Raw genomic sequence first — 25,411 nt, forward strand, 5'->3', positions numbered from 1 at the left:
CCGGGTATCCGCCCGGCTCGTTTTCATCGGAGCGGCCGAGATGGCGTCACCGGGACGAATCAGGACACGCCCATGATTGAACAGTTCGTATGTATTTTCGAAAGCGGGATCGGCTATCTGCGGACAGGGTTGGCCATTGTGGTCGGCTGTCTGGTTCTTGCCGTGTTTTTCTGCGTATCGGCCAATGTCTTTGGACGCTATGTGCTCAACAGCTCCTACGACTGGGCGGCCGAGATGTCGCGCTTTTTCTTCATCTGGGCGGTACTGCTGGGCGCCGGCGTCGCCTGTCTGCGTCGCCAGAATATTGCCGTGGCCATTCTCAAGGACGCCGTGCCGGGCGGAGTGGCGGCGGTGTTCGAGCTCATCAAGATCGCGATCGTATACATGATCTGCGTGATCATCGTCTTCGCCTATCTGCAATTGATATCCGGCTATGTGAGTTCAACGCCGTTGCTGGGTATCCCCATGACTTATCTGTACATTGCGATGGTGGTGTTTGCGGCCTTTATGTTCCTCGCCAACACCGCCGACCTGCTGCGCCTGCTGGCGCGCGCGACGCGGAGCGCCTGACATGCTGATGCTGGGTATGTTGTTCGGGCTGCTAGCCCTGCTGGCCATCGGCGTTCCGGTTGCCATCGGCCTGGCGAGCGTGAGCATTTATCTGATGTTTCACTACGGCTATGCCTTGTCGCCCATCATCCAGCAATCGGTCAACGGACTGGATTCTTTTCCCCTGCTGGCGATCCCGCTGTTCATTCTGGTCGGCGAGGTGATGAGCCATGGCGGCATCGCCAACCGTCTGGTGCGTTTCGCCAGTGCGCTGGTGGGGTTCATGGCCGGCGGGCTCGGCCAGATCGCCGTGGTGACTTCGATGTTTTTCGGCGGCATCAGCGGTTCGGCCGTAGCCGACGCCTCGGCGATCGGCGGCATGCTGATCAAGCCGATGAAAGATCATGGCTATTCCGGCGCAGCCGCCACCGCGATCGTGGTCGCGGCGTCGGTGGTGGGTATCATCGTGCCGCCGTCGATCCCGATGATCCTGTTCGGCGTGGTTACTAATACGTCGATATCCAAACTGTTTCTCGCGGGCATCGTGCCGGGCCTGTTGATCACCGCCGGCCTGATGGCCACAACCTACCTGACTTCTCGCAAGAGCGGCCGCGCCCAGGCGTTTTCGGTACGCGAGGTCATCGACTCGTTCTTCGGCGCTCTGCCCGCACTGATGCTGCCGCTGATTATCGTCGGCGGTATTCTCGGCGGTATCTTCACGCCGACCGAAAGCTCGGCCATCGCGCTGCTGTATGCCATCGTCCTCTCGATGTTTGTCTATCGCAGCCTGACGCCGCTGAAGTTCTTCAAACTCTGCATGCAGACCGGCGAGCTCACCGGCATGGTGTTGCTACTGCTGGCCTTCGCCAACGTGCTCGCCTGGCTGCTCACGGCCAACATGGTGCCGCAGGAAATCGTGACCGCGTTGACCAGCCTCACCGACCAACGTCTGCCGATGCTGGCGATCATCATGGTGGTGCTGTTGCTGGTTGGTTTCTTCATGGACCTGACGCCGGCCATGGTCATCCTCGCGCCGTTGATGACGCCGGTGGTGACCAAGCTCGGCATCGACCCGGTTTATTTCGGCGTGCTGATGTCGTTCGCACTCGGCATCGGCCTGATCACCCCGCCCGTGGGCACCGTGCTCTATGTCGGTTGTGGCGTGGGTGGCGTCAGCATGGAGAAACTCTCACGCAGCCTGCTGCCCTACTACGGCGTGCTGTTTGCACTGCTGTTCCTGTTCATTCTCTTCCCCGGACTTGTGCTGTGGTACCAGTAAAACGCGAACCCGGGTCCCACCAACTCCATCCGACGGACCACCGATGAGCCGTACCTTTCGTATTCTCACGCCCGACGCCCAATACGACGACGATGCCGAACTCGAGCGCGAGACCGCCGGCCCGGATTTCGCATTCGATATCTTTCGCGAACGCGACGCTGCGCGCGTCGACGAGCAGTACTGGCGAGCGGCCGATGCGCTGCTGGTCTGGCACGAAGTATTCATCGACCGCGAACTGATCGCGAAACTCGACAACTGCCGCGTGATCGTGCGCGCCGGGGTCGGTTTCGATCATATCGATCTGGACGCCGCCGCGGCGGCCGGCATCCCGGTCTGCAACACGCCGGACTACGGCACCAGCGAAGTCGCCGATCATGCCATCGGCATGTTGCTGGCCTTCCGGCGCGGGCTGGTGTTTCACGACCAGCGCCTGCAACGCGCGCCGGTGGATGCCTTCAAGCCCGGCGCGCCGCAGGTCGAGCGCGTGCGCGGCAGCCGTCTTGGTATCGTCGGGCTGGGGCGCATCGGCACCGCCACCGCGCTGCGCGCCAAGGCTTTCGGCATCGAAGTGGTCGCCTACGATCCGGAGCTGCCGCGCGGCCAGGAGATCGCGGTTGGCGTGTCGCGGGTCGACAGCCTGGCCGAACTGCTGCAAAGCTGCGATGCCGTCACCCTGCATACGCCGCTCAACGAGCAGACCCATCACCTGATCGATGCCGAAGCGCTGGCGCGCATGCCGAAACACGCGGTGCTGATCAACACCGCCCGCGGCGCCGTCATAGATATCGATGCACTCTACGACGCGCTTATCGAGGGCCGGATCGCCGGCGCCGCGCTGGACGTACTGCCCGAGGAGCCGCCGGACATGAACCGGCCGTTGTTCACCGCCATCGAACGCGGCGACGAACGCCTCAAGGATCGGCTGATCCTCACCCCGCACGCCGCCTGGTACAGCCCGGCCAGCCGTGCCGATGCACGCCGGCTGTCGACCGAAACCCTGACCCGCTACCTGCGCGGCGAGGGGCTGCGCAACTGCGTCAACGCCGGGCTTGTGAAGCAATACGGCCACGGCTGAGCCCGGGGCGAAGCCTGCATCCAGGCGGCGCGTTCACGGGTAGGATGCAGAGATCGACTTTTCCCGCCGCCTGCGTGGCGGGACCGACGCTTCATCTGTGTCTATGCAACTCAGCTTCCTCGGCGGCGCCGAGAGCGTGACCGGCTCGGCCAGCCTGCTGGTCGACGCGCGCCTCGGCGTTCGTTTTCTTATCGACTGCGGCGCGCACGCCGAGCGCGGCGCCGGATTCGCGGACGGCGCGCCCAGACTGGGCTTCGACGCCCGGCAACTGGATTTCGTGGTGCTCACCCATGCCCATCGCGACCACACCGGCCGGCTGCCGCAATTGCACCGTGCCGGATTCCGCGGCCCGGTGTACTGCACCGAGGCCACCGCCGGGCTGACCGAACTGGCGCTGCTCGACGCCGCGAAGTTCAGCGACGAATACGACGCGGCGGACGTCGAACGGATCGATTTCCAGCCGCTCGACAAGCGCCCGGACTTCGCCTTCGATCGCGCCCTGCGCTTGCACGGCCTGTGGCTGACCTTTCATCGCAGCGCGCATATTCTCGGCGCGGTCGCGGTGACCGTGACCTGGCGCAGCCGCGTGGGCATGGAACGCTCGATCGTGTTCAGCGGCGACATCGGCGGCAATACGCCCGACAACCCGTTCCAATCGCTGCTGGCCGGCCAGACCCTGCCGGGCCCGGCCGATTACATGGTGGTGGAATCCACGCGCGGCGCTGAGCCGGCGCGCGCGGCGCACTACAAATCGTTCGCCGCGCGCATGCTCGCGTGGTCCGAGTTGTTTGCCGACAGCGACGCCCGTGGCGGCGGGCCGGTGATCGCGCCCTGTTTCGCCATCCATCGTGCCCAGGAACTGCTGTTCGACCTGGACTACGTGCTACGCACGACAGATATCGGCCGCCCGGATGCCCAGGGCCGGCCACGCTGGCTGTCGCTGGATGCGCCGCTGGCCGTGCGCATGACCGATGTCTTCGGCGCCGCACTCGCGGATGGCAGCGGCGGCGGCACCGCCGCGCGCTCCTACCGCAATCCCCTGCTGGCCGAGCGCCTCGGCCTGAGCGAGGAAACCGAAGTGGACGCCCATCTGGCTGCGCTCTGGCAACGCGTGCAGTACAACCGCGCGCCCGGCGGTACGCTGCGTGCCATGCGCGATCCGGCGCTCAATCGCCTGATCGCACTGGCCGGCAGCGGCATGTGCCAGGGCGGGCGCATCGTCGATTTCATCGTCGATCAAATCAGCAATCCGGCCGCGACCGTCGTGCTCTGCGGCTATGCCCCGCCCGACACCGGCGCCGGCCGCCTGCGCCAGCTCGCCGCCGGCGAATGGCCTAGCGACACGCCCCTGGCGCTGGGCAACGCCCGCATCGAGCCCGAACGCGTCCGCGCACGCATCGTCGACTTCGGCGACTATTATTCCGGCCATGGCGACGTGGAGGCGCTCGCCCGTTTTGTCTTCGAGCGGAATCGCGATGCCGCGACCACACGTCCCGCAACGGTGTATCTCAACCACGGCGATCCCGAGATGCGCAACGGGCTGGCAACGACGCTCCGGGCTCGCGCCGCCACCGGGCCGGCGACCGATCGGGCGATCGCGGGCGTCGAACTGGCCGAGACGGGACGAGTCTATGATCTCGATGCGGCCGATTTGCGGTGGCGCAATCGTCCCATGCCCAGCCTGAGCGCGCTGCGCCGCGCCGACGAAACCATCGAGTAGTCGCATGGGCGGGTCAAACCACGCGCCCACGCCACGGATGCAAGACCTTTCGACACTGGACAGCGCGGGCCGCGGCCGCTGCAATAAGACATCATCGAACCGCACGTCGGGCGCCATGCCTCGACCCATGCCGGCGCCGGGTGTCCGAGCCAACATCTCGCGCATGAACAAGGAGACAATCTGCGCCGCGACGCCTGCATACGTCCGCCGAGCGAGCCCGATGGCGGTCCGGCCCGCATGGCCCGGGTCGCCGCTATCTGCCGCCGGGACGCGCTCGATGCGCTTTCGGCTTCGCGTTGGCTGGCGCAGCTGCCGCGCCGCCTTTTGCTGCGCGTGGTGGCGCGCCGCATCGATGGGTTCGCCCGGCAGCTGATCGAGTTCGATGACCGCATCGCCAGCGACGGGCTGGCCGCCGCCTGCGCCTGGGGCCTCGGCCAGTGGGCCGGCCCGGTGTCACAACACGGCGAGCCGGCGGCGCCCGGCCAACCGCTGCTGCTGGTATCGAATCATCCCGGGCTGGTTGACGCGGTGGCGCTGTTGTCGCGACTGGCTGAACACGACGTCCGCCTACTGGTCGCCGAACGCCCCCTGTTCCATGCCCTGCCGGCCCTTCGGCAGCACCTGATCATGGTGGCCGCGGCCGGCGGCGGTCGGGCCTTTGCGGTGCGTGCCGCCACCCGGCATTTGCGCGCCGGCGGCACGCTGCTGACCTACCCCGCCGGGCGCATCGAGCCCGACCCGGCATCGGATCTGAACGACGCGCTGACCGCACTCGAATGCTGGTCGCCCAGCGCCAGCTACCTCGCGCGTCGTGTGCCGGAGCTGAGGGTGCAACCGGTTACCGTGAGCCATGTCATCGCAGCGCGCTATCGTGGCCACTGGCTGGCTCACCGGGCCGCCAACACCCACGATCGGGACGCCGTCGCCGCCGCGTTGCAAGTTCTGAGCACGCCCCCGCACGGCGCGCACCCGCAGCTGGCGTGGGGCGCCGTGCTCGCGGGCCAACCGGCCAACGCTTTACACGCGCAGACCCTGGACGAGATGGCTCGCCTGATGCGCACGTCGCGACCGTCCGCGTATGCGACCGGCATCCGGGCTTCGTCGTGAGCCGGGCTGCTTGTCCCCGGCCGGGTCTACCCTCATAACTGTGGATACACCCCGAAAAACGAGACAATCGACATGACGCATCCCGCTCTGGTACCGGGCCAGGTGGCCGTGGTGATCGGCGGCGCGGCCGGCATCGGCCGCGCCGCGGCCGAGGGTTTCGCCAAGCGTGGCCTGCATGTCTGCATCGCGGACCGCGACATGGAGCGTCTCGCCGAGGCCGAAGCCGCGGTGCGGGCGGCCGGCGCGGATCACGATGCCGACGTGATGACCCACGCCGTGGATGTCGCCGACGTGCAGCAGGTCATCACGCTGGAATCGGTCGTGCGCTCGCGCTTCGGCGGCACCGATGTGCTCATGAACAACGCCGGCGTCCAGCCCGGCAGCCACATCTTCGGCCCGGCCGAGAACTGGCGCCAGGTGATCGGCATCAACCTCTGGGGCGCGATCCACGGCACCCAGACATTCGTGCCGAAGATGCTCGAGCGCAGCGGCCCTGGCCTGGTCATCAACACCGGCTCCAAGCAGGGCATTACCACCCCGCCGGGCGATCCGGCCTACAACACCGCCAAGGCCGGGCTGAAAGCCTTCACCGAAGCGCTGGCGCACGAACTGCGCAACACCGACGGCTGCGAGCTGACCGCGCATCTGCTGATCCCTGGCTTCGTGTTCACCCAGCTCACCCGCCCGGGCGAGACCGAAAAACCGGAATCGGCCTGGACCCCGGAACAGACCGCCGACTTCATGTTCGATCGTCTCGATGCCGGCGATTTCTACATCCTCTGCCCGGACAACGACGTCCCGCGCTGGCTCGACGAAAAACGCATGCAGTGGGCGATCGGGGATATCGTCGAGAACCGCCCACCGTTGTCGCGTTGGCATCCGGATTACGCCGATGCCTTCAAGGCATTCGTGAACGACGGTGCGAAGGGCTGACGACCCGGCGCGTGTGCCCGGTGAATCTGTTCAGTGGTAGCGGCGCTGCAGGAAATGACCGCGCACGCTGCGTCCGTAGACGAATTCGAACAGCACGGCGACGACGATAAATCCGGCGAAGACGGCCACGCCGGCGGGATTGCTGCGCCACGTGTGGCCAATCAGCACAGCCAGCGCCATCGCGCATAACAGTACCCCCAACCCGTGCAGCGCGCGCACTCCATGGATTTGCGGGGCCAGCCGCCAGGCCGCGGCATTGACCAGGGCGAACACCAGCAGAAAGCTCGCACTGCCGATGATGGCGATATCGGTCAAGTCGATGGCATTGGCCAGAAAAAGGCTGAGTAGGGCCGTGGCCAGAACGCCGGTCATCGGCAGGCCGTGGCGTTCGGCATCGAACCGGCTGGGCAGCACGCCATCGCGCGCCAGCACATAACCCAAGCGGGCGTTGCCATATAGCGTGGCGTTGATCGCGGACAACGTGGCCAGCACGGCGGCGAGCGCCACCAGCACGAAACCGGCCCGGCCGAGCGCCGGTTCGGCGGCCACCGCGAGCACGTAGTCGCGCACCGCCAGCACCTGGGCTTCGGGCACCGTACCCACGGCAATCATCGCGATCAGCACATAGAGCGCGATCACCGACACGACCGCGATGAGAAAGGCGCGCGGCAGGTTGCGCGCGGGGTTGCGGATATCCTCGGCCGAGTTCGCGATGAGCTCGAAGCCCTCGTAGGCCACGAAGATGATCATGCCGGCCGAGACGATCGATAACATCGAGCCCCAATGCGCGGGGGCGAGCCGGGAAGCATCCACATGCGACGCGCTGAACACGATCACAATCGCCAGCAACGCGATCTTGAGCGCCACCACCGCGGTTTCGGACCGACTCACCAGCGACGCGCTGACGAGATTGATCACGGTCGGCAGCACGATCGCCAGACTGATCAGGGCGTGCTCGAGCAGCACGCCGCGGCCGGAGCCGAAAAAGGTACCGGCATAGGAGGCAAACGCGGTGGCATACAGGGCGATGGTGACCAGATAGCTCAGCCACAGCATCAGATTGACACTGCCGGACAACAGATTGTTGCCGAAGGCCGCATCGATGAAAGCCACCGTTCCGCCACGGCTGGGATAGGCCACCGACAGTTTCGCATAGGCCACCGCCGTGACCAGCGCGATCACGCCGCCAACCAGAAAGGCCACCGGTGTCGCGCCATGCGACAGCGCCATCGCCTCGCCGAGCACGGCGAAGATGCCGCCGCCCACCATGCCGCCCACACCGATCGCTACCGCGCCCCAAAGGCCGACCGCGCGATCCGTCCCGGCGGCCTGTTCGCCCGACACCATCGGCTCAGCTCACCCTGCCCGCGAATCGGCACACGGCTTCGATGGGCCGAATGCGGCGATTGATCCGATGGCACACACCCGGCTCGGTCTTCATCGTCGCAAGTCTCGCACACTTTCCGCCGGCCAAGGCTTGTTCCGACGCTCGGCAATATTGTCGGACGCGGTCACACCGTCTAACCTGACTCGCGTTCTACACGCCAGATGCGCCCGCATGAACATCGACCAGGCCGGCACTTATACACTCGGCGATCGCCGCGTCAAACGCATGGGCTACGGCGCCATGCAGCTGGCCGGCCCGGGCGTATTCGGGCCACCCAAAGACCCCGATACCGCCCGCGCGGTTCTGCAGCAGGCGCTCGCCGGCGGGGTCGATCATATCGACACCTCGGACTTCTACGGCCCGCACGTCACCAACCACCTGATTCGCGAGGCACTGCATCCTTATCCGGCGGATCTCACGCTCGTTACCAAGATCGGCGCGAAACGCGGCGAGGATGGCGCCTGGAATCCGGCATTCGCGCCGGACGAACTGTGGCGCGCCGTGCATGACAATCTCCAACACCTTGGGCTGGAGACGCTCGATGTCGTGAACCTGCGGGCGATGTTCTCGGCCCACGGGCCGGCCGAAGGCTCGCTCGCCGAAGCGCTGGACGTACTGGCCGAGCTGCAGCGCGAAGGGCTGGTGCGGCATATTGGTCTCAGCAACGTTACCCCGACCCAGGTCGCCGAGGCCCGGGCGATCATGGATATCGTCTGCGTGCAGAACTTCTACAATCTCGCCCATCGCGACGACGATGCCCTGATCGACGAGCTCGCCGACCACGGCATCGCCTACGTGCCGTTCTTCCCGCTTGGCGGCTTTAATCCGCTGCAGTCCGGGATTCTCGACGCGGTCGCCGCCCGCCGGAACGTCACGCCGATGCAGATCGCGCTGGCCTGGCTGCTGCAACGCTCGCCCAACATCCTGCTGATACCGGGCACCTCGTCGCCGCAGCACCTGCGCGAGAACCTGGCAGCGACCGCCCTGGAATTGACCGCTGACGATCTGGCCGAGCTGGACCGCGTAGCCGACGAGTAAGCGCCTGTCCCGACAGACGCCAAGCCTCGGGACCGGTCGATCGCTGGTCGCGTCAGTCCATGTGGCCCACGGCCAACCGAACCCCCAGCCCCACGAACAGCGCGCCCACGAGCCGCTCCGCCACACGGCCGATCGCGCGCACCGCAGGCAGCTGACCCACGCCGACCGCAGCCAGCGCGGCCAGACAGTTCACGGCCGTTCCCGTGCTGTTGAAAGTCAGCCCGAGCACGGCGAAGGCCAGCGTGCGATCGCCGGCCGCGGGATCGATGAACTGCGGCAGGAACGCCAGGAAAAACAACGCGATCTTGGGATTGAGCACGTTGATGAGCAGCCCGCGCCGGAAGACCGCAGCCAGCCGGGGCGCCGGCAGGCGATCGCGCGGCGCCTTGGCCGGTCCGGGCGCATGGCGACGCGCCAGCAACAGCCGCAGACCGAGATAGACCAGATAACCCGCGCCCACATACTTCACCAGCGCGAAGGCCGTGGCTGACGCCGCCAGCAGCGCCGACAGCCCGACCACGGCGAGGGTGATATGCACCAGCGTACCGGCAAACACGCCCCAGGCGGCCATAATGCCGCGGACCAACCCATAACGCCCGGCATTGCTGACCACAAAGAGCATGTCGGCCCCCGGCGTGATATTGAGCAAAAGCCCGGCGCCGACAAAAAGCAGAAACTCGTGTAAACCCGGCATGAATCACCCTCGATCCGCGTACTTGGCAATTAGCTCGCGCCGCCACCCGAAGCAATGCGTGCGCGGGCTGCAGGGCGAATAGAGGAATCCCCGTAGTCGCAGTAGTCAGCCGCACGGATTAACGGGCGCAGGCGCTGCTGATAGCGTGCATTAAACGTCCGACCAGCATGCCGTCGATCGACGCCGCGCCGGCGACCCTGCCGGCCGATGGCGAAAAGCGCGACCGCGCAGCAGGCATGTCGAGCTGCCCTCGATTCTATAACGCGGAGCATTGTTATGGTGCGCAAACATCAGCTTTCAGCCGCGGCCGTTTCGGCCGCCGCCCTGGCATTCACCTGTGCCCCGGCCCTGGCCCAGAACAACGGCGCTCACGACCAGGGCGGCACGCACGTCAGCGCCGGCGCCAGCGTGAATGCCGGCACGCCCACCCAGCTCGCCTACAGCGCGGCCGGTGTGCTGCAGGGCCAGATGCAGAAACCCGCGCAGGAGCGCATTCCGCAGTCGCTACTCAACGGCGCCCACTGCATCGGCGTATTCCCGAGCGTGTTCAAGGAAGGCTTCCTGGTGGCCGGCAAGAATGGCGATGGCTTGGTGGCCTGCCGCGACGATTCCGGCAACTGGGATCGGACCGCCCCGACCTTCTACAGCCTGTCCGGCGGCAGCGTCGGCTTTCAGGCCGGCGCCAAGGTCACGCAAGTGGTCATGTTGTTTATGAGTGACAAGGCCATGCAGGATCTCCGCGACGGCAACGTCAAAATCGGCGCCCAAGCCTCGGCCACAGTCGGGCCCGCGGGCGCCCACGCCAGCGTGCACACCGCGCCGGCGCCGATCATCACTTATCGCCTGAGCAGTTCCGGCGGCTTCGCGGGGGCTGCGATCAAGGGCGCCACGCTGGCACGCGACCGGGACGCCAACCAGGCGATCTACGGCGCCCAGGCCGCGCATGGCAAGCCGTTCCAGCCGACGAAGATTCCGAAAACGATCGAAGTGTTCACGAAGACACTGAACCAGTTCGCGCCGGCCTCGAAATACAACGCCGGCATGGCGGTCAAGGGCCAGAACGGTCAGGGCGCCAACGCCGGTAACAACAACAGCAACGGCGCCTCGTAAGACGCTGCGGCGCCCGGCCGGCTCGTTGGCCGGGCGCCTTCGTCCTACCAACGGCGCGCCAACCGGCGCGTTACGGCGTCGACATCGTCGCGGGCACCGACCACGGTCAGCGTGTCGTTGACCCGCAGCAGGGTGGAAGGCTCGGCCTCGAGCACCGCACCGCGGCGCTCGATCCGTAGCACCCGCGTGCCTTCCGGCAGATTCAGATGCCGCAGCTCGCGATCCGCGAGCCAACTGTTCTGCAGCTTGGCGATACGGATCTCGTGGCTGTCGTCCTCGTGCACGCGGCCGTCGATCTGGCCGGCGTCCAGCGCCATGCTCTCCAGCAACAGCAGCTTGGCATAGGCCGGGTTGACGATGCGCACATCGGCGGACCGGAACCGCGCGTTGTAAGCCGGATCGCGCACCCAGGCCAGCAGTTTGCGCACGGCGTGCACCTCGCGCGCCACGCGGCAGAGCTGCAGATTGTCTTCGTCGGTGTCGGCCATGGCGATCACGGTCTGTGCCTGCTCTATACCGGCGTCGCGCAGGCATTCCGACAGCCGCGCCCGCGATGGCGGGTTGCCGTTCTCGCCGGCCGGCAGCGCGGTGACGGTGCGCACGTTGCGGCCCATCTGTTCGAGCCGGGCGGCCAGGGCGCGGCTGTCGCGATCGTCGCCGATTACCAGCGTCTGCTGCGCCGCCTGGTAGCGCCGCGGCGCCAGACGGCTGAAGGCGATCGGCGAGATCAGGCAACTGATGATGGCGACCAGAATGATGGCGGCATCCAGCGCCGGCGAGATCACACCGATCTCCACCCCGATCGCGGCCACCGCGATGATCAGCGACAGGCGCGCCGAGAGCAGCGTGCTGGCGGCGAAGGTTTCACGCCAGCCGAAGGCCAGCCGGAACACCAGCGAGCCCACCAGCTTGACGCCGAAGGCCGCGACCACCAGCACGCCGATCGTCTCCCAGGGCGACTCGGAGGACAGCAGCGCCGGCAGGTCGAACTTGACCCCGACCATGATGAAAAAGATCGGGATGAAGAAACCGTAGCCGATCGCATCGAGTTTCTCGCGCAGCACCGAACTCTCGCTGCCCGACAGCATGGATACGATCACACCGGCCAGAAACGCCCCCAGAATGTTCTCGATGCCGAGGCTCTCGGCCAGCGCGATGAAGACCAGCGCCAACGCCATCGAGCCACGCACGCGGATCTGCGAAGTGGCGGTGGACAAGGCATGCATGAGTCGTTGGGCCGGCAGGTGCGAGCGCGCGCGCTCGGCCAGGCGCCAGGCGGCGACGAAGGCGAGCAGCAGCACCAGGATCAGCAGCAGATCCACGGTCGCGCCCACACGCAGCATGGCGTAGCCGCTGACCAGCAGAATGGTGACGAAATCGGCGATCAGCGCCGCCACCAGCAGGGTCTGGCCATAAGTGGTTTCGAGCAGCCCGCGTTCCTTGAGCACCGGCGCCACCACGCCGAGCGACGTGGTCGACAGGATCAGCGCCATCAGCCACGGCTGTGCGACCAGGCCGATACCGGCCAGATAGAACCCCGCAGCCAGCGAACACAGCGCGGTGAGCGCGAACGCCGCCCCACCGATCACGAACGGATTGCGCTTGAGCCGGGCACCGGCCTTGCTCGCGCGCAGGCCCCGGCGCGGCTCGAGGCCGGAGAAATCGATCTCCAGGCCGGACAGGAACATCAGGTAGGCGAAGCCGAACACCGACAACACCTTGAGCACGAAATCCTGCGATACCAGATGCAGGCCGCTGTCGCCGACCAGAATGCCGGCGGCGATCTCGCCGACCACCACCGGGATGCCCAGACGCCGTACCGGCGACAGCGCCACGGGCACCGCGAAGCTCAGCGCGATGACCACCAGCAGCGGGACGAAAGAGATATCGTTGGAATGCATACGGTCGGTGAGTCGGGCGGACGGAATACGCGGCACGGGGCCCGCTTCGGCGCCCGGTTATCGCGTGGCGGCGTTGGCGATCATGGCCGGCCGCCGGTGCCGGCCGTGACGCTATCAGGTTCTGTGGTCGAGAGCGGCCAGCCCCAACGGGCGACCACGCGAAGTGCATAGGCAGTCCACATAGTGTGCTATTTGCGTCGCAGTCCCAAGCGCTGTTTACGCCGGCTCCCGTGCCGTTTCACCCGGCCCCGTCCGGGTTGGCAATGCCGAGCGGCGCAAGCGTGACGGCGACGACATCATGGCGCCGGGCTTTATGCTCAGTCTATGGCAAACTGATAGGCCATCAACTCCCTTACCGAATCCGGACACCCCTTGCGCGCCATCCGATTCCGCCGGCTTCGCCGCCTTCTCCCGATCATGGCCCTGCTGCTGCTCACGCTCGGGCTCGGCGCCTGTTCCCAGCAGTCGGGCGGGACGGTTGACGGCATTCATCTGGTCCATCGGCAGCAATTGACGGTGTGCACGCACCTGCCCTACAAGCCGTTCGAGTTCACCAACGACGCCGGCAAGGTAGTCGGCTTCGACGTCGATCTCATGCGGCTGCTTGCGAACAATCTCGGCGTCAAACTCGATGTGGTGAGCATGGACTGGAACCAGATCACCAGCGGTGCCGCCTTCGCGGCCCATAAATGCGATCTGGCGATGGGCGGTGCGACCATCACCGCCGCCCGCAAGAAGGCGGTGCAGTTCTCCGCGCCTTACTTCAAGGCGACGCAGGCCCTGCTGGTCTCCAGAAAGGCCGGCGTGTCGAGTCTGGCCGATCTGGCCGACAAGCGGCTCGGCATGCAGACCGACACCACCGGCGCGGTGTATGCGAAAAAACACGCCGAGCAATACCACTACACACCCGTGGTGTTCGATGATCTCGCGCTGATGACCACGGCCGTGAGCGCCGGCAAGGTGGCAGCCGCGATCGGCGACAATGGCCCGATGGCTTACTACGCCGCCCGCAACCCCGACACGCGGGTCGCGCAGACCTTCGATACCGGCGAGCGCTACGGCTTCATGGCCGCCAAGGACAACGACAACGCCGACAAACTGATCGGCCGATTGAACGACGTGCTCGCCAAGGCCCGCAACAACGGCACCTACGCGGCCCGTTACCGCCACTGGTTCGGCCACGCGCCGACATCCAGCACGCCCTGATCGAAGGCATGGCCGCGACCGACCGACAGCCCGCACCCGCCGGCCGCAGCCCGCGCCAGCGCGCGCGTCGACGCCGCGCGATCCAGTACATCGTCCTCGCGCTCATACTCGCCCTCGCCGCGTACATGGCCGACTGGCCGACGATCGGGCATACCTTCTTCGATCCGGCGCTGATTGTGAACACCGCCGTCCACGGTCTGTGGCGGGCGTTGTGGAACACGCTCGTCTACAGCGCCGGCGGTTTCGTGATCGGCCTGGCGGCCGGCACCCTGCTGGCGCTGATGCGCTTGTCCGAGGTCGCGCCCTATCGCTGGCTGGCGACGCTCTATATCGAGTTCTTCCGCGGGCTGCCGGCGCTGATCGTATTCATCGCGCTGTCGCTGCTGCCGCTGGCGTTCCAGGGACTGGCCATCCCGTTTTCACCCTACGGTACGGTCTGGGCGGCGCTGGGCATCGTCGGCAGCGCTTATATGGCCGAGACCATCCGCGCCGGTATTCTGGCCGTGCCCCGCGGCCAGATCGAGTCCGCCCGCTCGCTGGGCCTGACACCGGCGCAGACCCTGCGCCAGATCACCCTGCCACAGGCGTTCCGCCTGATGATTCCGCCCCTGACCAACGAACTGATCATGCTGATCAAGGATTCCTCGCTGGTGTTCATCGTCGGCCTGTCGGCGGCCGATTTCGATCTGACCAAGTTCGGCCGTGCCGCCGCGAACAATCACGTCAACATCACGCCGTTGGTGGTGGCCGGCCTCGGCTATCTGATCATCACGCTGCCGCTGTCGCTACTGGTGCGACGCATGGAAGCACGCGCCGCGGCCGGGCGCCCGGCATGAGCGCCGCCCTGGTGGAACTGGCCGGCGTGGCCAAGACCTTTGCCGGCAGACGCGTGCTCGACGATATCGATCTGGCGGTCGCGCGCGGCGAAGTGGTGTGCGTGATCGGGCCGTCGGGCTCGGGCAAGTCGACCCTGCTGCGCTGCGTGAACCGGCTGGAAACGCCGGACGCCGGGCGCGTCGTCGTCGCCGGTGTCGATCTCACCGATCCAGACTGCGATATCGACGCCGCCCGGCGCCAGATCGGCATGGTGTTTCAGCAGTTCAATCTGTTCGCCCATCGCAACGTGCTCGACAACTGCGCGCTGGCCCTGCGCACGGTGCTCGGCCTCAAGCGTGCGGATGCCGAGCGCAAGGCCCGGCAACAGCTCGAATGGGTCGGTCTGGCCGATCGCGCCACGGCCTATCCCAGCGAATTGTCGGGCGGCCAGCAACAGCGCGTGGCGATCGCCCGGGCACTGGCGATGGACCCGGCTCTGATGCTGTTCGACGAACCGACATCGGCGCTCGACCCCGAGCTGGTCGGCGATGTGCTGACGGTCATGCGGCGCCTCGCCGATGCCGGCACGACCATGATCGTGGTCACTCACGAAATGGGTTTCGCGCGCGAAGTCGCCGACCGGGTGGTGTTCATGGATGCCGGGCGCATCGTCGAACAGGGCGCCCCCGCACAAGTGCTCGGCCAGCCGCGCATCGAGCGTACCCGCGACTTTCTACAGCGGGTGTCGGTGTCGGGTTAGGACCTGCCGGGTTCGTGCCGCCTTCACGCCACGGCCCGCCCCGGGCCGGCGTCGATGGTCCGCGGCCGCTGCCGCGGGCAACGCCAGGCGTCGGTTGGAACCGGCGCTATGAATCCGGCATCAAAACAGCTGACTTGATCAGCTGTTTTCAACGCCTTCAAAAATAAAAGCCGGCGCCTGTCCGTCTTTTATTTTCAAAGGCTTCGCGGCCGATGGCCGCGGCGAGCATGCGGTCGCATACGCGCGCTATTAACCCGAAAAATCATCTATTTTTGTGCCGGGTTAATAAGCCGCCGGCCGCACGACCAGAACCGAGTGCCGCGCATGCCGGACCATCCAGCCGGCGACGCTGCCCAGCAGCACATCGCTACGGCACGGGTTGTGCGAGGCCATCACGACCAGGTCGACCTCGTGGTCGTCGGCGGCATGCACGATCATGCGGCCCGCCGAGCCAGTCAGCACATGGGCGCTCCAGGCGAATCGGGTGCCCAGCCGCGCCTGAGCCATACGATCCAGATGACGCTGGGCCTCGCCCGTGATCTTGTGCATGTAACGGCGCTCGATCGAGGGGAAATAGCCCACCGACAGCCGCGGCAGCAAGAACGATGAACGTACTTCGTGCAGGCCCGCCTGTTCGAGCGCGGCCGCGAAGATATCGTCCAGGTCGGGCGTTTGTTCCGGATCGATCGGTAGCAGACTCTCTATGCGCCATGATCGCCCCCGCTGATGGCCCTGCGTCCATCGTCACCGCGCGGCGGGCCCACGTTTGATCCGGATCAAGACTGCCGCACCCGCGCCGGGCCATCATGCCATCACGGTACACGGCGGCAGATTCATCATGCATACCGACGACAGCCTCGATCCGCTGGCAGATCTCGCTCGCGTGATCGAGCACGCCTACCAGGCCGGCGAGATCGAGCCGTTGGCCGCCACGCTGGCGACGGTGGATTCCGCTTTGAACCGCCCATCGGCGCGCACGGTCTACGTTCACCTGCTGCCCGACGGCGTCGCGTTCTTCGTCAACACGTTCAGCGGCAAGGGCCGGCAACTGCTCTGGAACCCCTACGCCGCGCTGTGTTTCTACTGGCGCAAGATCGAGCAGCAAACCGTCGTCGAGGGACGCTGCGAAGTGCTCGATGAACCGACCGCCGACCTGCTATGGCGCAAACGCCCGCGCGAGAGCGCGCTGGTGGCCACGGCCCTGGACGCGATGTCGGACCCGACCGACGACGAGAATCTGGCCGAGCGGATCGCCAGCACCCGGCAGCATTACAGCTTCGAACACCCGCCACGGCCCGATCAGTGGCAGGGCTATCGTCTGCTCCCCGAACGCGTCGAATTCTGGAGCGCGGGCTGGGACCGGGCGCGCTATCGTCAGGTCTATCAGCGGGAAAGCGGCGGCGGCTGGCAGGTCAGCCGCCAGCCGCCGTAACCGATACCGTCGCCCGCCTCCCGCGGGCAGACCCGTGCCGAACGGCAGGCAGGGTACGGCGGCAAAAATCGAGCGTGGCATCCGGCACAGGCGGCCCGGGCGCCGGACGTCTCAGCCAGCCGACGAGCTGGCGGTATCGTGCTCGGTTTTCGCCCCTTTCGACGCAGCCTCTTCGACCTCGTTGGCTTGCCGGACCACCAGCACCGAATGCCGTGCGTGCTTGACCACCTGGGCAGCGGTGCTGCCCAGGAACACGTCCCAGACCACCGGGTTGTGCGAGGCCAGGATGATCAGATCGGCCTCGAGCCGGTCGGCGGCTCGCACGATCGTCCGGGCGACCGGCCCGAGCTCAACTTCGATGCGCCAGTCGCAGCGGTCGCCCAGCCGTTCCTCGCCGATCCGGGTGAGCTCCTTGCGGGCATGCCGGGTATAACGCGCCACGTAATCGGAATCCATGTACGGATAGGCGGTGGCGTAATGCCCGAGCTCCACGTTGAGCAACACCACCGTGGCCGGCTCGATGCGAACCTGGCGACCGACGGCTTCGAACACGCGGTCGAGTACCGCGGGTTGGTGGAGATCCAGTGGCACGAGTATCGTTTGCGACATGATGAGCACCTCGATCAGTGGGCGAAAGCGAGTGCCCAGTGTCGGCGTTCGACGGCGACGCACGATTGATCCGGATCAACCCCGGCGCACCGGTGCGCGATACCGCGGGCCCGTTTCACGGCGACATGTCGCCGCCCACTGCGGTCGCGCTCCCCGCGCCCGACCTGAACCGGCGTGCTGATCGCGTCGCCTTTGGCTTTACAAAAATTTTCGAGGGCACGCGCCGCATCCGCGTTCAGGCAAAACGGCCACCGGCATCAAACGACAATCGGGGGCATGTACGATGCGCGCACACGCTAGGCCCTTGCGCCTGGCCACGGCTCCCCCGGGAAGACGTCATGTCCGATACCTCAGTCGACCGCTGTTCCACCGCGGCACGCCTGCGCCGGTTCGCACCGCTGCTGCTGATCGCGGTCGTTGCCGCGCTGCTGCTGGTCGAATCGAGACATGTGAACCTGGCCGCGATCCAGCATGCGCTGGCCAGCGTGCCACCGACCCTGCTCGGGGTACTGGGCCTCGGCGGGCTGTTTGCGATCGCGGTCATGTCGAGCTATGACGTGCTGGCGGCCCGCTTCATCGGGCTCGACCGACGCGTGGCCACCAGTCTGCGCCTGGGCATGCTGGCCAACGGCATCAACAACATCGCGAGCCTGTCGGGCATCACCGGTTCCGGGCTGCGAGTGTTGCTGCTCACGCGCGACGGCGCGGCCACCGCGGCCGCCGTGCGCTACGCGGCGCTGGTAGCCAGCGCTTCGCCATTGGGTTTGTCGGCGCTGGCCTGGGTGACTCTGATCGTGCGTCCGGCGATCCTGGCGGCCACGCCGGTCCCGGAGCTGCTGGTCCTGATCGCGCTCGGCGTCATCGCACTCTATCTGCCGGCGTATTTCGCGCTCGCTACGACATCGCTGCTGCGCATCGGCCCGCTGCAGGCGATCGAACGCATCCGCCCCTGGCAGGCCGCCGTTTTCATGGCGGCCTCGGTGATCGACTGGGCGATCGCCGGCGCGTTGCTGTGGGGCTGTCTGGCGGTACTCGGCGCCGACGTGTCGCCGGCCGCCGTGATCGCCGCCTTCGCGCTGGCGGCCACGCTCGGCATGCTCAGTTTCCTGCCCGGCGGGCTCGGCGTATTCGACGTCACGCTGGTGGCGCTTCTGGCCGCGCACGACGTCAATGCGGCCACCGCGGTGGCCGCGCTCGTGCTCTACCGTGTGGCTTATTATCTGGTGCCGCTCATCGTGGCGCTGGCACTCGGCGCCAATGAACTGCGCTCGACCCGGATGGCCGAAACGGTCCGCACGCATCCGGCGATCCAGCTCATGGCCTGGCCGGTCGGACGCGTGGTCGATCTGGGGATTCGCGTGCTCGCCTGGTTGACCGCCGCCTGCGGCGTGGTACTGCTGGCCGGCGCGGCGTTCCCCAACCTGATCGCCCACACGCGCCTGCTGCACGCCTGGTTGCCGCTGGGCGCGGTCGAGGCCAGCCACATGGCGAGCGTGGCGGTGGGCCTGACACTGGTGTTTGCGGCCCGCGGCCTGTCGCTGCGGTTGACACGCGCGCTCTGGCTGGCGCTCGGTCTGCTCATCGCGGGCGCGGCGTTCGGCCTGCTGCGCGGCCTGGACTGGGGTACGAGCCTGATGCTGACGGCAGTGGCCGGCGTGCTCTGGCTCAATCGTGCCTCGTTCGACCGCCGCGGCAGCCTGGCCCGCCAACTCGGCGAATGGCAGTGGCTCGCCACGCTCGCGGCTGCGCTCGCCGTCTATTTCATTATCGGCCAGGCGTTTTACCCGGCGCACGGCGCCAGCGTCTTTCACTTCAATTTCGGCGCGCATGGACCGCGTTTCCTGCGCGGGCTGATGATCGCGCTGATCAGCGTGATTGTGCTCATGGCCTGGAGCTGGCCGCGCTGGCCGCGTCCCGAGCTGAAACTGCCGACGGCGAGCGACCTGGATGCCCTGATCGAGTGGCTCGGTCGGCATGGCTCCAACGGCTATTCCCATCTCATGCTGCTGGGCGACAAGACGCTGCGCTACAGCGCCGGCGACCGGGCCATGATCGGCTTCGCCGCCATTCGCAACCGCCTGGTCGCCCTCGGCGATCCCGTCGGCGATAGCGAGGCGCGCCGCGCCGCGATCGCCGATTTCCGGCGTTTCGCCGAAGCCGCGCATTGCACACCAGTGTTTTACCAGGTCGGCCCCGATTATCTGTCGGACTATCTGGACCACGGCTTCGCCCTGTTCAAGCTGGGCGAAATCGGGCGCGTCGATCTGGTCAATTTTTCGATGAAGGGGCGGGTCAACGAAGACAAGCGAGGCGCGATCAACCGCGGCAATCGGCTGGGTCTGACCTTCGAGATGCGCGAGCCGCCGTTCGATGGCGGGTTGATGGGCGAGCTACGCGTCGTGTCGGATGATTGGCTCGGCGAAAAGCCCGCGGAAAAAGCCTTCTCGCTGGGTCGTTTCGATGAGCGCTACATCCAGCGTGCGCCGGTGGCGCTGGTGCGCGATGCCGATGGCGTGCTGGTCGCATTCGCCAGCATTCTGCCAAGCTACGGGCATCGCGAGGAATTCTCGATCGACCTGATGCGTCATCTTGAGCGCGCGCCCGGCGGCACCATGGATTTCCTGTTCGTGCGCCTGATGCAGGAGGCACAGGCCATGGGCTACCACTGGTTCAATCTCGGCATGGCGCCGCTGGCGGGCGTGGGCGACACGCCGTGGGCCAACACCGCCGAACAGCTCGCCCGCCTTGCCTTCGAGCACGGCAACCGCTTCTACAACTACAAGGGGCTGCGCGCATTCAAGGAAAAATGGCACCCGGCCTGGCAATCGATGTATCTGGCTTACCCGCCGGAGGCCGGCCTGTCCGCGCTACAGCTCGATCTCGCCGCCCTGGTGGCCGGCGGCTACCGCCATATCATCGGGCGCTGAGCGGCTCGTGCCGACCCGGTCCCAAACCGCCCCGCGGCGAAAACGCCCGCGCCCGTCGGCACCGACGCGCCTGATTGGGCTCAACAAACCGTTCGACGTGCTGTCCCAGTTCACCGACGATGCCGGCCGCACGACACTGGCCGATTATGTCGATGTGCCGGGCGTCTACCCGGCCGGCCGGCTGGATCGCGACAGCGAGGGGCTGTTACTGCTGACCAACAACGGCAAGCTCAACGCGAAGATCACCCAGCCGCAACGCGGGATGCCCAAGACTTACTGGGCGCAGGTGGAAGGCATGCCGGACGCGCACCAACTCGCCGCCCTGCGCGCCGGTCCGACGATCAAGGACGGCCCGACCGCGCCGGCCGATGTCGTGTGCATGGACGAGCCCACGCTCTGGCCCCGCCAGCCGCCGGTGCGCTATCGCAAGACCGTGCCGACCCAATGGCTGGCGATCACCATCACCGAGGGCCGCAACCGCCAGGTCCGACGCATGACCGCCGCGGTCGATCTGCCCACGCTGCGCCTGGTACGCATCGCGATCGGCGGCTGGCACCTCGGCGACCTCAGGCCCGGCCAGTGGCGGGATTTCTAAGGGTTATTGCCGTTTCACACGGCACCGCGCCGGCGGGCCTGTTATTAATCCGGCAACAAAACAGCTGACTTCATCAGCTGTTTTCAACGCCTTCAAAAATAAAAGCCGGCGCTTGTCCGTCTTTTATTTTCAAAGGCTTCGCGGCCAATGGCCGCGGCAAGCATGCGGTCGCATACGCGCGCTATTAACCCGAAAAATCATCTATTTTTGTGTCGGGTTAATAACGCTTGCGGCGCGAAAAAGCGCCGAAGCAGAGCGATGAACTGACGCTACGGGATGCTAGTCCAGCGCGCGGTACAGCTCGGTGAACTGGGTGGCGGCGCGGCTGCGGGGCGCGAATGCGCGCACGGGCGCACGATGGGTGCCCATCTGTTCGACATGGCTGCTGTAATCGATGAATACATCGGGCGCCTGGGCCATGCTCTCCGGCGGTTGTTCGATCAGCTGTCGGTGCAGGCGGCGGCGGCGATCCGCCATGGCAAAGAACGGCCGCACTCGGGTCTTGCCGACTTTCTTTTCCGCGATGTGCTCCAGCACCTCGTCCAGCGCCCGCAGCGACAGCGGCGTGGGGACGACCGGCACGAGCACACGATCCGCGGCCCGCAGGATCGCCGTCGCCAGCGCGCCGATGCCCGGCGGGCAGTCGAGAATCAGCAGCGAGTAGGTCTCGGAAAACGGTTCGATCAGCCGCTCCAGCACCTTGCGCGGGCTCTTGGCCGCATGGATCTCGGCGTCCCATTGGCGATAACCCCGATCGCCCGGCAATACCGACAGCCGCTCGTAGGCTGTGGGCTGTACGTAGCGACCCAGCGGCACACTGCCGGCCACGATCTTCTTGGCCGAGATGCCGGCCGGTTCGTCGATGCCGAAATACCAGCTCGCCGCGCCCTGGGGGTCGAGATCCCAGAGAAGCACATGGCGGCCGGCCGCGGCCGCCTCGTAAGCGAGGTTGACGGCGGCGGCCGTCTTGCCGACACCACCTTTCAGACTGTACAGCGCCCAGGTCTTCATGCGCCCAAGGTTACGACAAACGCATCGCGCGTGCATGCGTGGCAGCGAGCCAGCCCTTGCTATATTGCCCCGATGCGAATCGTCATCCTGGCCGACACCCACGGCTTTCTCGACCCGCGTATCGCCGAGTCCGCGGCGGGCGCGGCGCTGATCTGGCACGCCGGCGACGTCGGCGACGGCATCGCCGCCGAACTTGCGGCGCTCGCCGACGAGACGATCATCGTCTCCGGCAACAACGACCCGGCAGACGCCCCCTGGCCCGAGGCGGTGAGTCGCGATCTGCCGGGCGGGCGACTGGCGATGATGCACGGCCACCAATGGCCGGCGCGGACACGCCATCGCCGTCTGCGTGCCGAATTCCCCGATGCGCGTGCGGTGGTCTGCGGCCACAGTCATCGTCGCGTGTTGGAAACCGGGGACACCCCCTGGCTGCTCAACCCCGGCGCGGCCGGCAAGAGCCGCGCCTACGGCGGGCCGGGCTATATCGAACTCATCGCCGAAGCTGGCGTCTGGCGTGTCGAACCGGTGGTGTTCGAGCCGCTTGCGGGCAGGCGGCGTACGCGACAAGGCTAGCGATCATCCGGCCGACGCAGCTGCGCGAGCATGAATCGCGCGATCGTGTCGCCGGCGTCCTCCTGCAGGAAATGACCGGCCCGGGGGACGGTGCAGTGGCGCGCCGCGCCCGCGCCGGCAACGCGTTCGCGAAAGACACGATCGCCACCGCGCGTGACCGGGTCGCCATCGGAAAAACAGGTATGAAAGGGGCGCGCGAAGCGTTCGAGCGACGCCCACGCCGCGCGGTTGGCGGCATGCTCGGGATCCTGCGGCGACAGGGGCAAAAGACGCGGCAGTGCCCGCGGCCCGGCCATGTAGCGGGCATCGGGAAACGGCGCGGCATAGGCAGCCCTTTCCGCACGTGACAACCAGCGCCGGGTCCCGACCTGCAACATCGCGCCGATCGGGAAAACCGGCGAATACCGGGCGAAAGCCCGCCATGCAAAAATCAGTGGCCGACGCGGTTCATCGCCGGTCAGCAAAAAGCCGTTGCCCACGAAAACCCTGGCAAAACGCGCCGTCTGCTCGGCCAACAATCGCAGACCGATCAGAGCGCCCCAATCCTGGGCGAAGAGTGTGATGTCGGACAGACCCAGCGCATCCAACCAGGCGCGTACCCAGTCCACATGGGCGCGATAACTGTGGGCGGCGATCGCCACCGGCTTGTCCGAACGGCCGAAACCGATCAGGTCCGGCACCAACACCCGATATCCCGCGGCCGCGAGCGGCCGGATCATGGACCGATAAACAAAGCCCCATGTCGGCTCGCCGTGCATCAGGACGATCGGCCGGCCGCCGCGCGGGCCGGCCTCGACGTGCGCCATCTGCACGCCGCCACCGACATCGGTGCAAACGGCCGGATAGTCGAAATCCGGCAGGGCTTCGAACCGGCCGGCGGGCGTGCGCAGACACGCGGCTGAATCGCTCGACAATCGATTCGGTCTCATGCGCAAAACCTGCCTCCGGCAGCGGTTGGCGGTCCCGACAGCCCCGATCCGCGCTTGAGCGTATCAAGACAACACGCTAGGGTCTGGTTACGCAAATCAAGCGTGCGGTTTCGCCACTTTTCCGCCTCATTGCCAGGCAGGAAAATACAGGCGAAATTCATGACGCGAACTCACACACGACAGGCGCTGGCGTCGGGTTTATGCTCCATTTCATGATCCAATCCCGGCATCGGCGGCCGATCGTTGTCATCGGCCTGATGAGCGCGTTGTTGCTGCTGGCCGGCTGCACCGCGCTTTCAAGCACGACGCGGCGGGCCGGCCAGGCTTCCGTGACCACGCTCAAGGGCGTGGCGCATGTCAGCCGGGCCACCAGCCACGCCTCCGTGACCCGGCCGGATGGGCCCCGCTACGCCGATGCCGACGCGTTCGTGCGATCGCAACGCCCGCAACTGGCACGCCAGGCCGCTGTCGGTGGCGGCGAGGATATCGACGCGCTGGCTGTTCTTTTGAACAAGCCGGACCATCGCGCGCTGGCACGCTGGATGCAAGCGCATTATCGCGCACTGTTCAGCGATCGGTCGGTCTCGGCCTCTACAATCGTATCCAGAATCGACGCGCAAGCTGGATAGCGCGTACATTCAAGCCAAATTTCCTCAGGAAGGCATCGAAAATGAAGAAAGTTATTCTGGTTACCGCTGCCGCTCTGCTGTCGATCGGCCTGGCGGCCTGCGGTAATAACAACAGCGGCAATACCGCCTCCGACAACGGCATGTCGTCGAACTCGATGTCGAGCAACAGCATGAGCTCGAACGCCATGTCGGGTGGATCGACGTCCGGTAACACCATGTCCGGTAACAGCATGAGTGGCAATTCGATGAGCAACAACGACATGTCGAACAACAGCATGTAAGACGGCCCTTGGCCCGTCATCGAAACCGGCGTCGTTCGCGGCGCCGGTTTTTTTATGCCCGTTCGCACCCACCGCACCATACGCCGGAGCACGCAATAGCCGAGCGACGAACTGTAGCCGACGCCGGTGAACTCGGGATAGCATCTGAAAAGATGCCGTTCATTTTCCGTACGGACACACGGCGCCACCTTCGCTACAAACAATCAACGGGAGGAGAACCCCATGCGCCTAACCATTCTGAGTACCGTTCTATGCCTGCTCATGGCCGCCCTGCCGGCCGCCGCGGCCAATTACAAGTCCAACGACATCACTGGCGTCTGGCAGACCAAGACCGGAGGCTACGTACAGGTGTACAACAACGGCGGCAGTTATGCGGGCCGAATCGTTGGCTCAGCCAGCGGCAAACCCCGCTATGACACGAAAAACCCCGACCCCGACAAGCGCGGGCGTCGCCTGCTCGGCGTCGTGATCCTGCACGGACTGAAATACCAGGGCCACGGCGAATACGACGGCGGCCACATCTACGATCCGAATAGCGGCAAGACCTATAAGGCGAAGGCCACGCTCAAGGGACCGGACACGCTCGACGCGCGCGGTTACATCGGCATCAGTCTGCTCGGCAAGACCCAGACCTGGCACCGTATCGACCCCAAGGCCGAGCACGTGCACCAGAATCTGTTGCATCACCCGGTCGGCGCCGCACCGCAATCGGGAAGCTGATCGCAACACCGCGACCGCGCCCCGGAGCCCGGCAATTTGCCGCCCCGGGGCGTATGCCGCAACCACAATCTGCTTTCGGGCGTAGGCAAGCACAGATTTCGACTTCAGGGCCTGTTGCCGTTTCGTGCGA

At 66.3% G+C, this 25,411-nt stretch carries 25 protein-coding genes; 18 read left to right on the forward strand and 7 right to left on the reverse strand.

Going from position 1 to position 25,411, the window contains the following annotated elements:
- Window positions 1-72 precede the first annotated feature (72 nt).
- The 6 genes from SALB1_RS05635 to SALB1_RS05660 all read left to right on the forward strand — a co-directional run bounded on the left by SALB1_RS05635 (window position 73) and on the right by SALB1_RS05660 (window position 6,663).
- On the forward strand, window positions 73-570 hold the full coding sequence (locus tag SALB1_RS05635) for a TRAP transporter small permease (RefSeq protein WP_109992973.1): 498 nt from the start codon (window positions 73-75) through the stop codon (window positions 568-570).
- A gap of 1 nt (window position 571) precedes the next feature.
- The gene (locus SALB1_RS05640; RefSeq protein WP_109992974.1) at window positions 572-1,828 is read left to right on the forward strand and encodes a TRAP transporter large permease; all 1,257 of its coding nucleotides are present in this window, start codon (window positions 572-574) and stop codon (window positions 1,826-1,828) included.
- 43 nt (window positions 1,829-1,871) lie between these two features.
- A complete protein-coding gene (locus SALB1_RS05645) occupies window positions 1,872-2,903 on the forward strand; it encodes a C-terminal binding protein (RefSeq protein WP_109992975.1) in 1,032 nt (343 codons plus the stop codon).
- A gap of 103 nt (window positions 2,904-3,006) precedes the next feature.
- Window positions 3,007-4,623, forward strand: a complete 1,617-nt coding sequence (locus SALB1_RS05650; RefSeq protein ID WP_109992976.1) for an MBL fold metallo-hydrolase — start codon at window positions 3,007-3,009, stop codon at window positions 4,621-4,623.
- Between the two features lie 237 nt (window positions 4,624-4,860).
- Window positions 4,861-5,730, forward strand: coding sequence for a hypothetical protein (locus tag SALB1_RS05655; RefSeq protein WP_109992977.1), 870 nt, complete (start codon window positions 4,861-4,863; stop codon window positions 5,728-5,730).
- Between the two features lie 72 nt (window positions 5,731-5,802).
- Window positions 5,803-6,663, forward strand: coding sequence for an SDR family oxidoreductase (locus SALB1_RS05660; protein WP_109992978.1), 861 nt, complete (start codon window positions 5,803-5,805; stop codon window positions 6,661-6,663).
- A gap of 30 nt (window positions 6,664-6,693) precedes the next feature.
- On the opposite strand, the gene SALB1_RS05665 is transcribed toward SALB1_RS05660, so the two are convergent.
- Entirely contained in the window at window positions 6,694-8,010 is a 1,317-nt protein-coding gene (locus SALB1_RS05665) for an APC family permease (protein WP_109992979.1), read from the reverse strand.
- Between the two features lie 211 nt (window positions 8,011-8,221).
- Here SALB1_RS05665 and SALB1_RS05670 point away from each other — a divergent pair, with 211 nt between their 5' ends.
- The gene (locus SALB1_RS05670) at window positions 8,222-9,088 is read left to right on the forward strand and encodes an aldo/keto reductase family oxidoreductase (protein ID WP_109992980.1); all 867 of its coding nucleotides are present in this window, start codon (window positions 8,222-8,224) and stop codon (window positions 9,086-9,088) included.
- 52 nt (window positions 9,089-9,140) lie between these two features.
- Here SALB1_RS05670 and SALB1_RS05675 read toward each other — a convergent pair whose 3' ends face one another.
- Window positions 9,141-9,782 (reverse strand): LysE family translocator, encoded by a 642-nt coding sequence (locus tag SALB1_RS05675; RefSeq protein ID WP_109992981.1) that lies wholly within the window; start codon window positions 9,780-9,782, stop codon window positions 9,141-9,143.
- A 276-nt stretch (window positions 9,783-10,058) separates the two neighbouring features.
- Between SALB1_RS05675 and SALB1_RS05680 the strand changes: the two genes are divergently transcribed.
- A complete protein-coding gene (locus SALB1_RS05680) occupies window positions 10,059-10,892 on the forward strand; it encodes a lipid-binding SYLF domain-containing protein (protein ID WP_158590639.1) in 834 nt (277 codons plus the stop codon).
- A 44-nt stretch (window positions 10,893-10,936) separates the two neighbouring features.
- Here SALB1_RS05680 and SALB1_RS05685 read toward each other — a convergent pair whose 3' ends face one another.
- Window positions 10,937-12,829, reverse strand: a complete 1,893-nt coding sequence (locus SALB1_RS05685) for a monovalent cation:proton antiporter family protein (RefSeq protein WP_147420759.1) — start codon at window positions 12,827-12,829, stop codon at window positions 10,937-10,939.
- A gap of 381 nt (window positions 12,830-13,210) precedes the next feature.
- Here SALB1_RS05685 and SALB1_RS05690 point away from each other — a divergent pair, with 381 nt between their 5' ends.
- From SALB1_RS05690 to SALB1_RS05700, 3 genes are read left to right on the forward strand one after another with little or no spacing between them, the layout of a single operon-like run.
- Window positions 13,211-13,999, forward strand: coding sequence for an ABC transporter substrate-binding protein (locus SALB1_RS05690; protein WP_109995291.1), 789 nt, complete (start codon window positions 13,211-13,213; stop codon window positions 13,997-13,999).
- An 8-nt stretch (window positions 14,000-14,007) separates the two neighbouring features.
- Window positions 14,008-14,835 (forward strand): amino acid ABC transporter permease, encoded by an 828-nt coding sequence (locus tag SALB1_RS05695; protein ID WP_109992984.1) that lies wholly within the window; start codon window positions 14,008-14,010, stop codon window positions 14,833-14,835.
- On the forward strand, window positions 14,832-15,575 hold the full coding sequence (locus SALB1_RS05700; RefSeq protein WP_109992985.1) for an amino acid ABC transporter ATP-binding protein: 744 nt from the start codon (window positions 14,832-14,834) through the stop codon (window positions 15,573-15,575). Before SALB1_RS05695 ends, SALB1_RS05700 begins: the two co-directional genes overlap by 4 nt.
- Window positions 15,576-15,857: 282 nt before the next feature.
- Here SALB1_RS05700 and SALB1_RS05705 read toward each other — a convergent pair whose 3' ends face one another.
- On the reverse strand, window positions 15,858-16,175 hold the full coding sequence (locus SALB1_RS05705) for a universal stress protein (RefSeq protein ID WP_120247042.1): 318 nt from the start codon (window positions 16,173-16,175) through the stop codon (window positions 15,858-15,860).
- A gap of 238 nt (window positions 16,176-16,413) precedes the next feature.
- Here SALB1_RS05705 and SALB1_RS05710 point away from each other — a divergent pair, with 238 nt between their 5' ends.
- Window positions 16,414-17,007, forward strand: coding sequence for a pyridoxal 5'-phosphate synthase (locus SALB1_RS05710; protein ID WP_145961245.1), 594 nt, complete (start codon window positions 16,414-16,416; stop codon window positions 17,005-17,007).
- 111 nt (window positions 17,008-17,118) lie between these two features.
- On the opposite strand, the gene SALB1_RS05715 is transcribed toward SALB1_RS05710, so the two are convergent.
- Entirely contained in the window at window positions 17,119-17,616 is a 498-nt protein-coding gene (locus SALB1_RS05715) for a universal stress protein (protein ID WP_109992987.1), read from the reverse strand.
- A gap of 338 nt (window positions 17,617-17,954) precedes the next feature.
- Between SALB1_RS05715 and mprF the strand changes: the two genes are divergently transcribed.
- Window positions 17,955-20,543 (forward strand): bifunctional lysylphosphatidylglycerol flippase/synthetase MprF, encoded by a 2,589-nt coding sequence (mprF, locus tag SALB1_RS05720; RefSeq protein WP_158590640.1) that lies wholly within the window; start codon window positions 17,955-17,957, stop codon window positions 20,541-20,543.
- A gap of 7 nt (window positions 20,544-20,550) precedes the next feature.
- Complete coding sequence (locus SALB1_RS05725; protein ID WP_109992989.1) at window positions 20,551-21,138, forward strand: pseudouridine synthase; 588 nt, start codon at window positions 20,551-20,553, stop codon at window positions 21,136-21,138.
- Window positions 21,139-21,417: 279 nt separating this feature from the next.
- Here SALB1_RS05725 and SALB1_RS05730 read toward each other — a convergent pair whose 3' ends face one another.
- Window positions 21,418-22,149 carry a ParA family protein gene (locus tag SALB1_RS05730; RefSeq protein WP_109992990.1) on the reverse strand — a complete coding sequence of 244 codons (732 nt, stop codon included), beginning with the start codon at window positions 22,147-22,149 and terminating at the stop codon, window positions 21,418-21,420.
- Between the two features lie 72 nt (window positions 22,150-22,221).
- Between SALB1_RS05730 and SALB1_RS05735 the strand changes: the two genes are divergently transcribed.
- Entirely contained in the window at window positions 22,222-22,722 is a 501-nt protein-coding gene (locus SALB1_RS05735; RefSeq protein WP_109992991.1) for a metallophosphoesterase, read from the forward strand.
- Here SALB1_RS05735 and SALB1_RS05740 read toward each other — a convergent pair.
- Window positions 22,719-23,651, reverse strand: a complete 933-nt coding sequence (locus SALB1_RS05740; protein WP_109992992.1) for a haloalkane dehalogenase — start codon at window positions 23,649-23,651, stop codon at window positions 22,719-22,721. The genes SALB1_RS05735 and SALB1_RS05740 overlap by 4 nt on opposite strands.
- A 212-nt stretch (window positions 23,652-23,863) precedes the next feature.
- Between SALB1_RS05740 and SALB1_RS05745 the strand changes: the two genes are divergently transcribed.
- The 3 genes from SALB1_RS05745 to SALB1_RS05755 all read left to right on the forward strand — a co-directional run bounded on the left by SALB1_RS05745 (window position 23,864) and on the right by SALB1_RS05755 (window position 25,281).
- Complete coding sequence (locus SALB1_RS05745) at window positions 23,864-24,280, forward strand: DUF3015 family protein (RefSeq protein ID WP_109992993.1); 417 nt, start codon at window positions 23,864-23,866, stop codon at window positions 24,278-24,280.
- A gap of 41 nt (window positions 24,281-24,321) precedes the next feature.
- Entirely contained in the window at window positions 24,322-24,561 is a 240-nt protein-coding gene (locus SALB1_RS05750; protein ID WP_109992994.1) for a hypothetical protein, read from the forward strand.
- A gap of 222 nt (window positions 24,562-24,783) precedes the next feature.
- Window positions 24,784-25,281, forward strand: a complete 498-nt coding sequence (locus SALB1_RS05755; RefSeq protein ID WP_109992995.1) for a DUF2147 domain-containing protein — start codon at window positions 24,784-24,786, stop codon at window positions 25,279-25,281.
- The last annotated feature ends 130 nt before the right edge of the window (window positions 25,282-25,411 follow it).

This window comes from Salinisphaera sp. LB1 (genome assembly GCF_003177035.1).
Classification (GTDB): domain Bacteria; phylum Pseudomonadota; class Gammaproteobacteria; order Nevskiales; family Salinisphaeraceae; genus Salinisphaera.

Coding starts and splice junctions, on each gene's coding strand:
- SALB1_RS05640 (WP_109992974.1), top strand. CDS start 572: ATGCTGATGCTGGGTATGTTGTTCGGGCTGCTAGCCCTGCTGGCCATC.
- SALB1_RS05650 (WP_109992976.1), top strand. CDS start 3,007: ATGCAACTCAGCTTCCTCGGCGGCGCCGAGAGCGTGACCGGCTCGGCC.
- SALB1_RS05675 (WP_109992981.1), bottom strand. CDS start 9,782: ATGCCGGGTTTACACGAGTTTCTGCTTTTTGTCGGCGCCGGGCTTTTG.
- SALB1_RS05680 (WP_158590639.1), top strand. CDS start 10,059: ATGGTGCGCAAACATCAGCTTTCAGCCGCGGCCGTTTCGGCCGCCGCC.
- SALB1_RS05700 (WP_109992985.1), top strand. CDS start 14,832: ATGAGCGCCGCCCTGGTGGAACTGGCCGGCGTGGCCAAGACCTTTGCC.
- SALB1_RS05635 (WP_109992973.1), top strand. CDS start 73: ATGATTGAACAGTTCGTATGTATTTTCGAAAGCGGGATCGGCTATCTG.
- SALB1_RS05690 (WP_109995291.1), top strand. CDS start 13,211: ATGGCCCTGCTGCTGCTCACGCTCGGGCTCGGCGCCTGTTCCCAGCAG.
- SALB1_RS05750 (WP_109992994.1), top strand. CDS start 24,322: ATGAAGAAAGTTATTCTGGTTACCGCTGCCGCTCTGCTGTCGATCGGC.
- SALB1_RS05670 (WP_109992980.1), top strand. CDS start 8,222: ATGAACATCGACCAGGCCGGCACTTATACACTCGGCGATCGCCGCGTC.
- SALB1_RS05740 (WP_109992992.1), bottom strand. CDS start 23,651: ATGAGACCGAATCGATTGTCGAGCGATTCAGCCGCGTGTCTGCGCACG.
- SALB1_RS05715 (WP_109992987.1), bottom strand. CDS start 17,616: ATGTCGCAAACGATACTCGTGCCACTGGATCTCCACCAACCCGCGGTA.
- SALB1_RS05730 (WP_109992990.1), bottom strand. CDS start 22,149: ATGAAGACCTGGGCGCTGTACAGTCTGAAAGGTGGTGTCGGCAAGACG.
- mprF (WP_158590640.1), top strand. CDS start 17,955: ATGTCCGATACCTCAGTCGACCGCTGTTCCACCGCGGCACGCCTGCGC.
- SALB1_RS05755 (WP_109992995.1), top strand. CDS start 24,784: ATGCGCCTAACCATTCTGAGTACCGTTCTATGCCTGCTCATGGCCGCC.
- SALB1_RS05695 (WP_109992984.1), top strand. CDS start 14,008: ATGGCCGCGACCGACCGACAGCCCGCACCCGCCGGCCGCAGCCCGCGC.
- SALB1_RS05655 (WP_109992977.1), top strand. CDS start 4,861: ATGGCCCGGGTCGCCGCTATCTGCCGCCGGGACGCGCTCGATGCGCTT.
- SALB1_RS05710 (WP_145961245.1), top strand. CDS start 16,414: ATGCATACCGACGACAGCCTCGATCCGCTGGCAGATCTCGCTCGCGTG.
- SALB1_RS05735 (WP_109992991.1), top strand. CDS start 22,222: ATGCGAATCGTCATCCTGGCCGACACCCACGGCTTTCTCGACCCGCGT.
- SALB1_RS05645 (WP_109992975.1), top strand. CDS start 1,872: ATGAGCCGTACCTTTCGTATTCTCACGCCCGACGCCCAATACGACGAC.
- SALB1_RS05660 (WP_109992978.1), top strand. CDS start 5,803: ATGACGCATCCCGCTCTGGTACCGGGCCAGGTGGCCGTGGTGATCGGC.
- SALB1_RS05665 (WP_109992979.1), bottom strand. CDS start 8,010: ATGGTGTCGGGCGAACAGGCCGCCGGGACGGATCGCGCGGTCGGCCTT.
- SALB1_RS05745 (WP_109992993.1), top strand. CDS start 23,864: ATGATCCAATCCCGGCATCGGCGGCCGATCGTTGTCATCGGCCTGATG.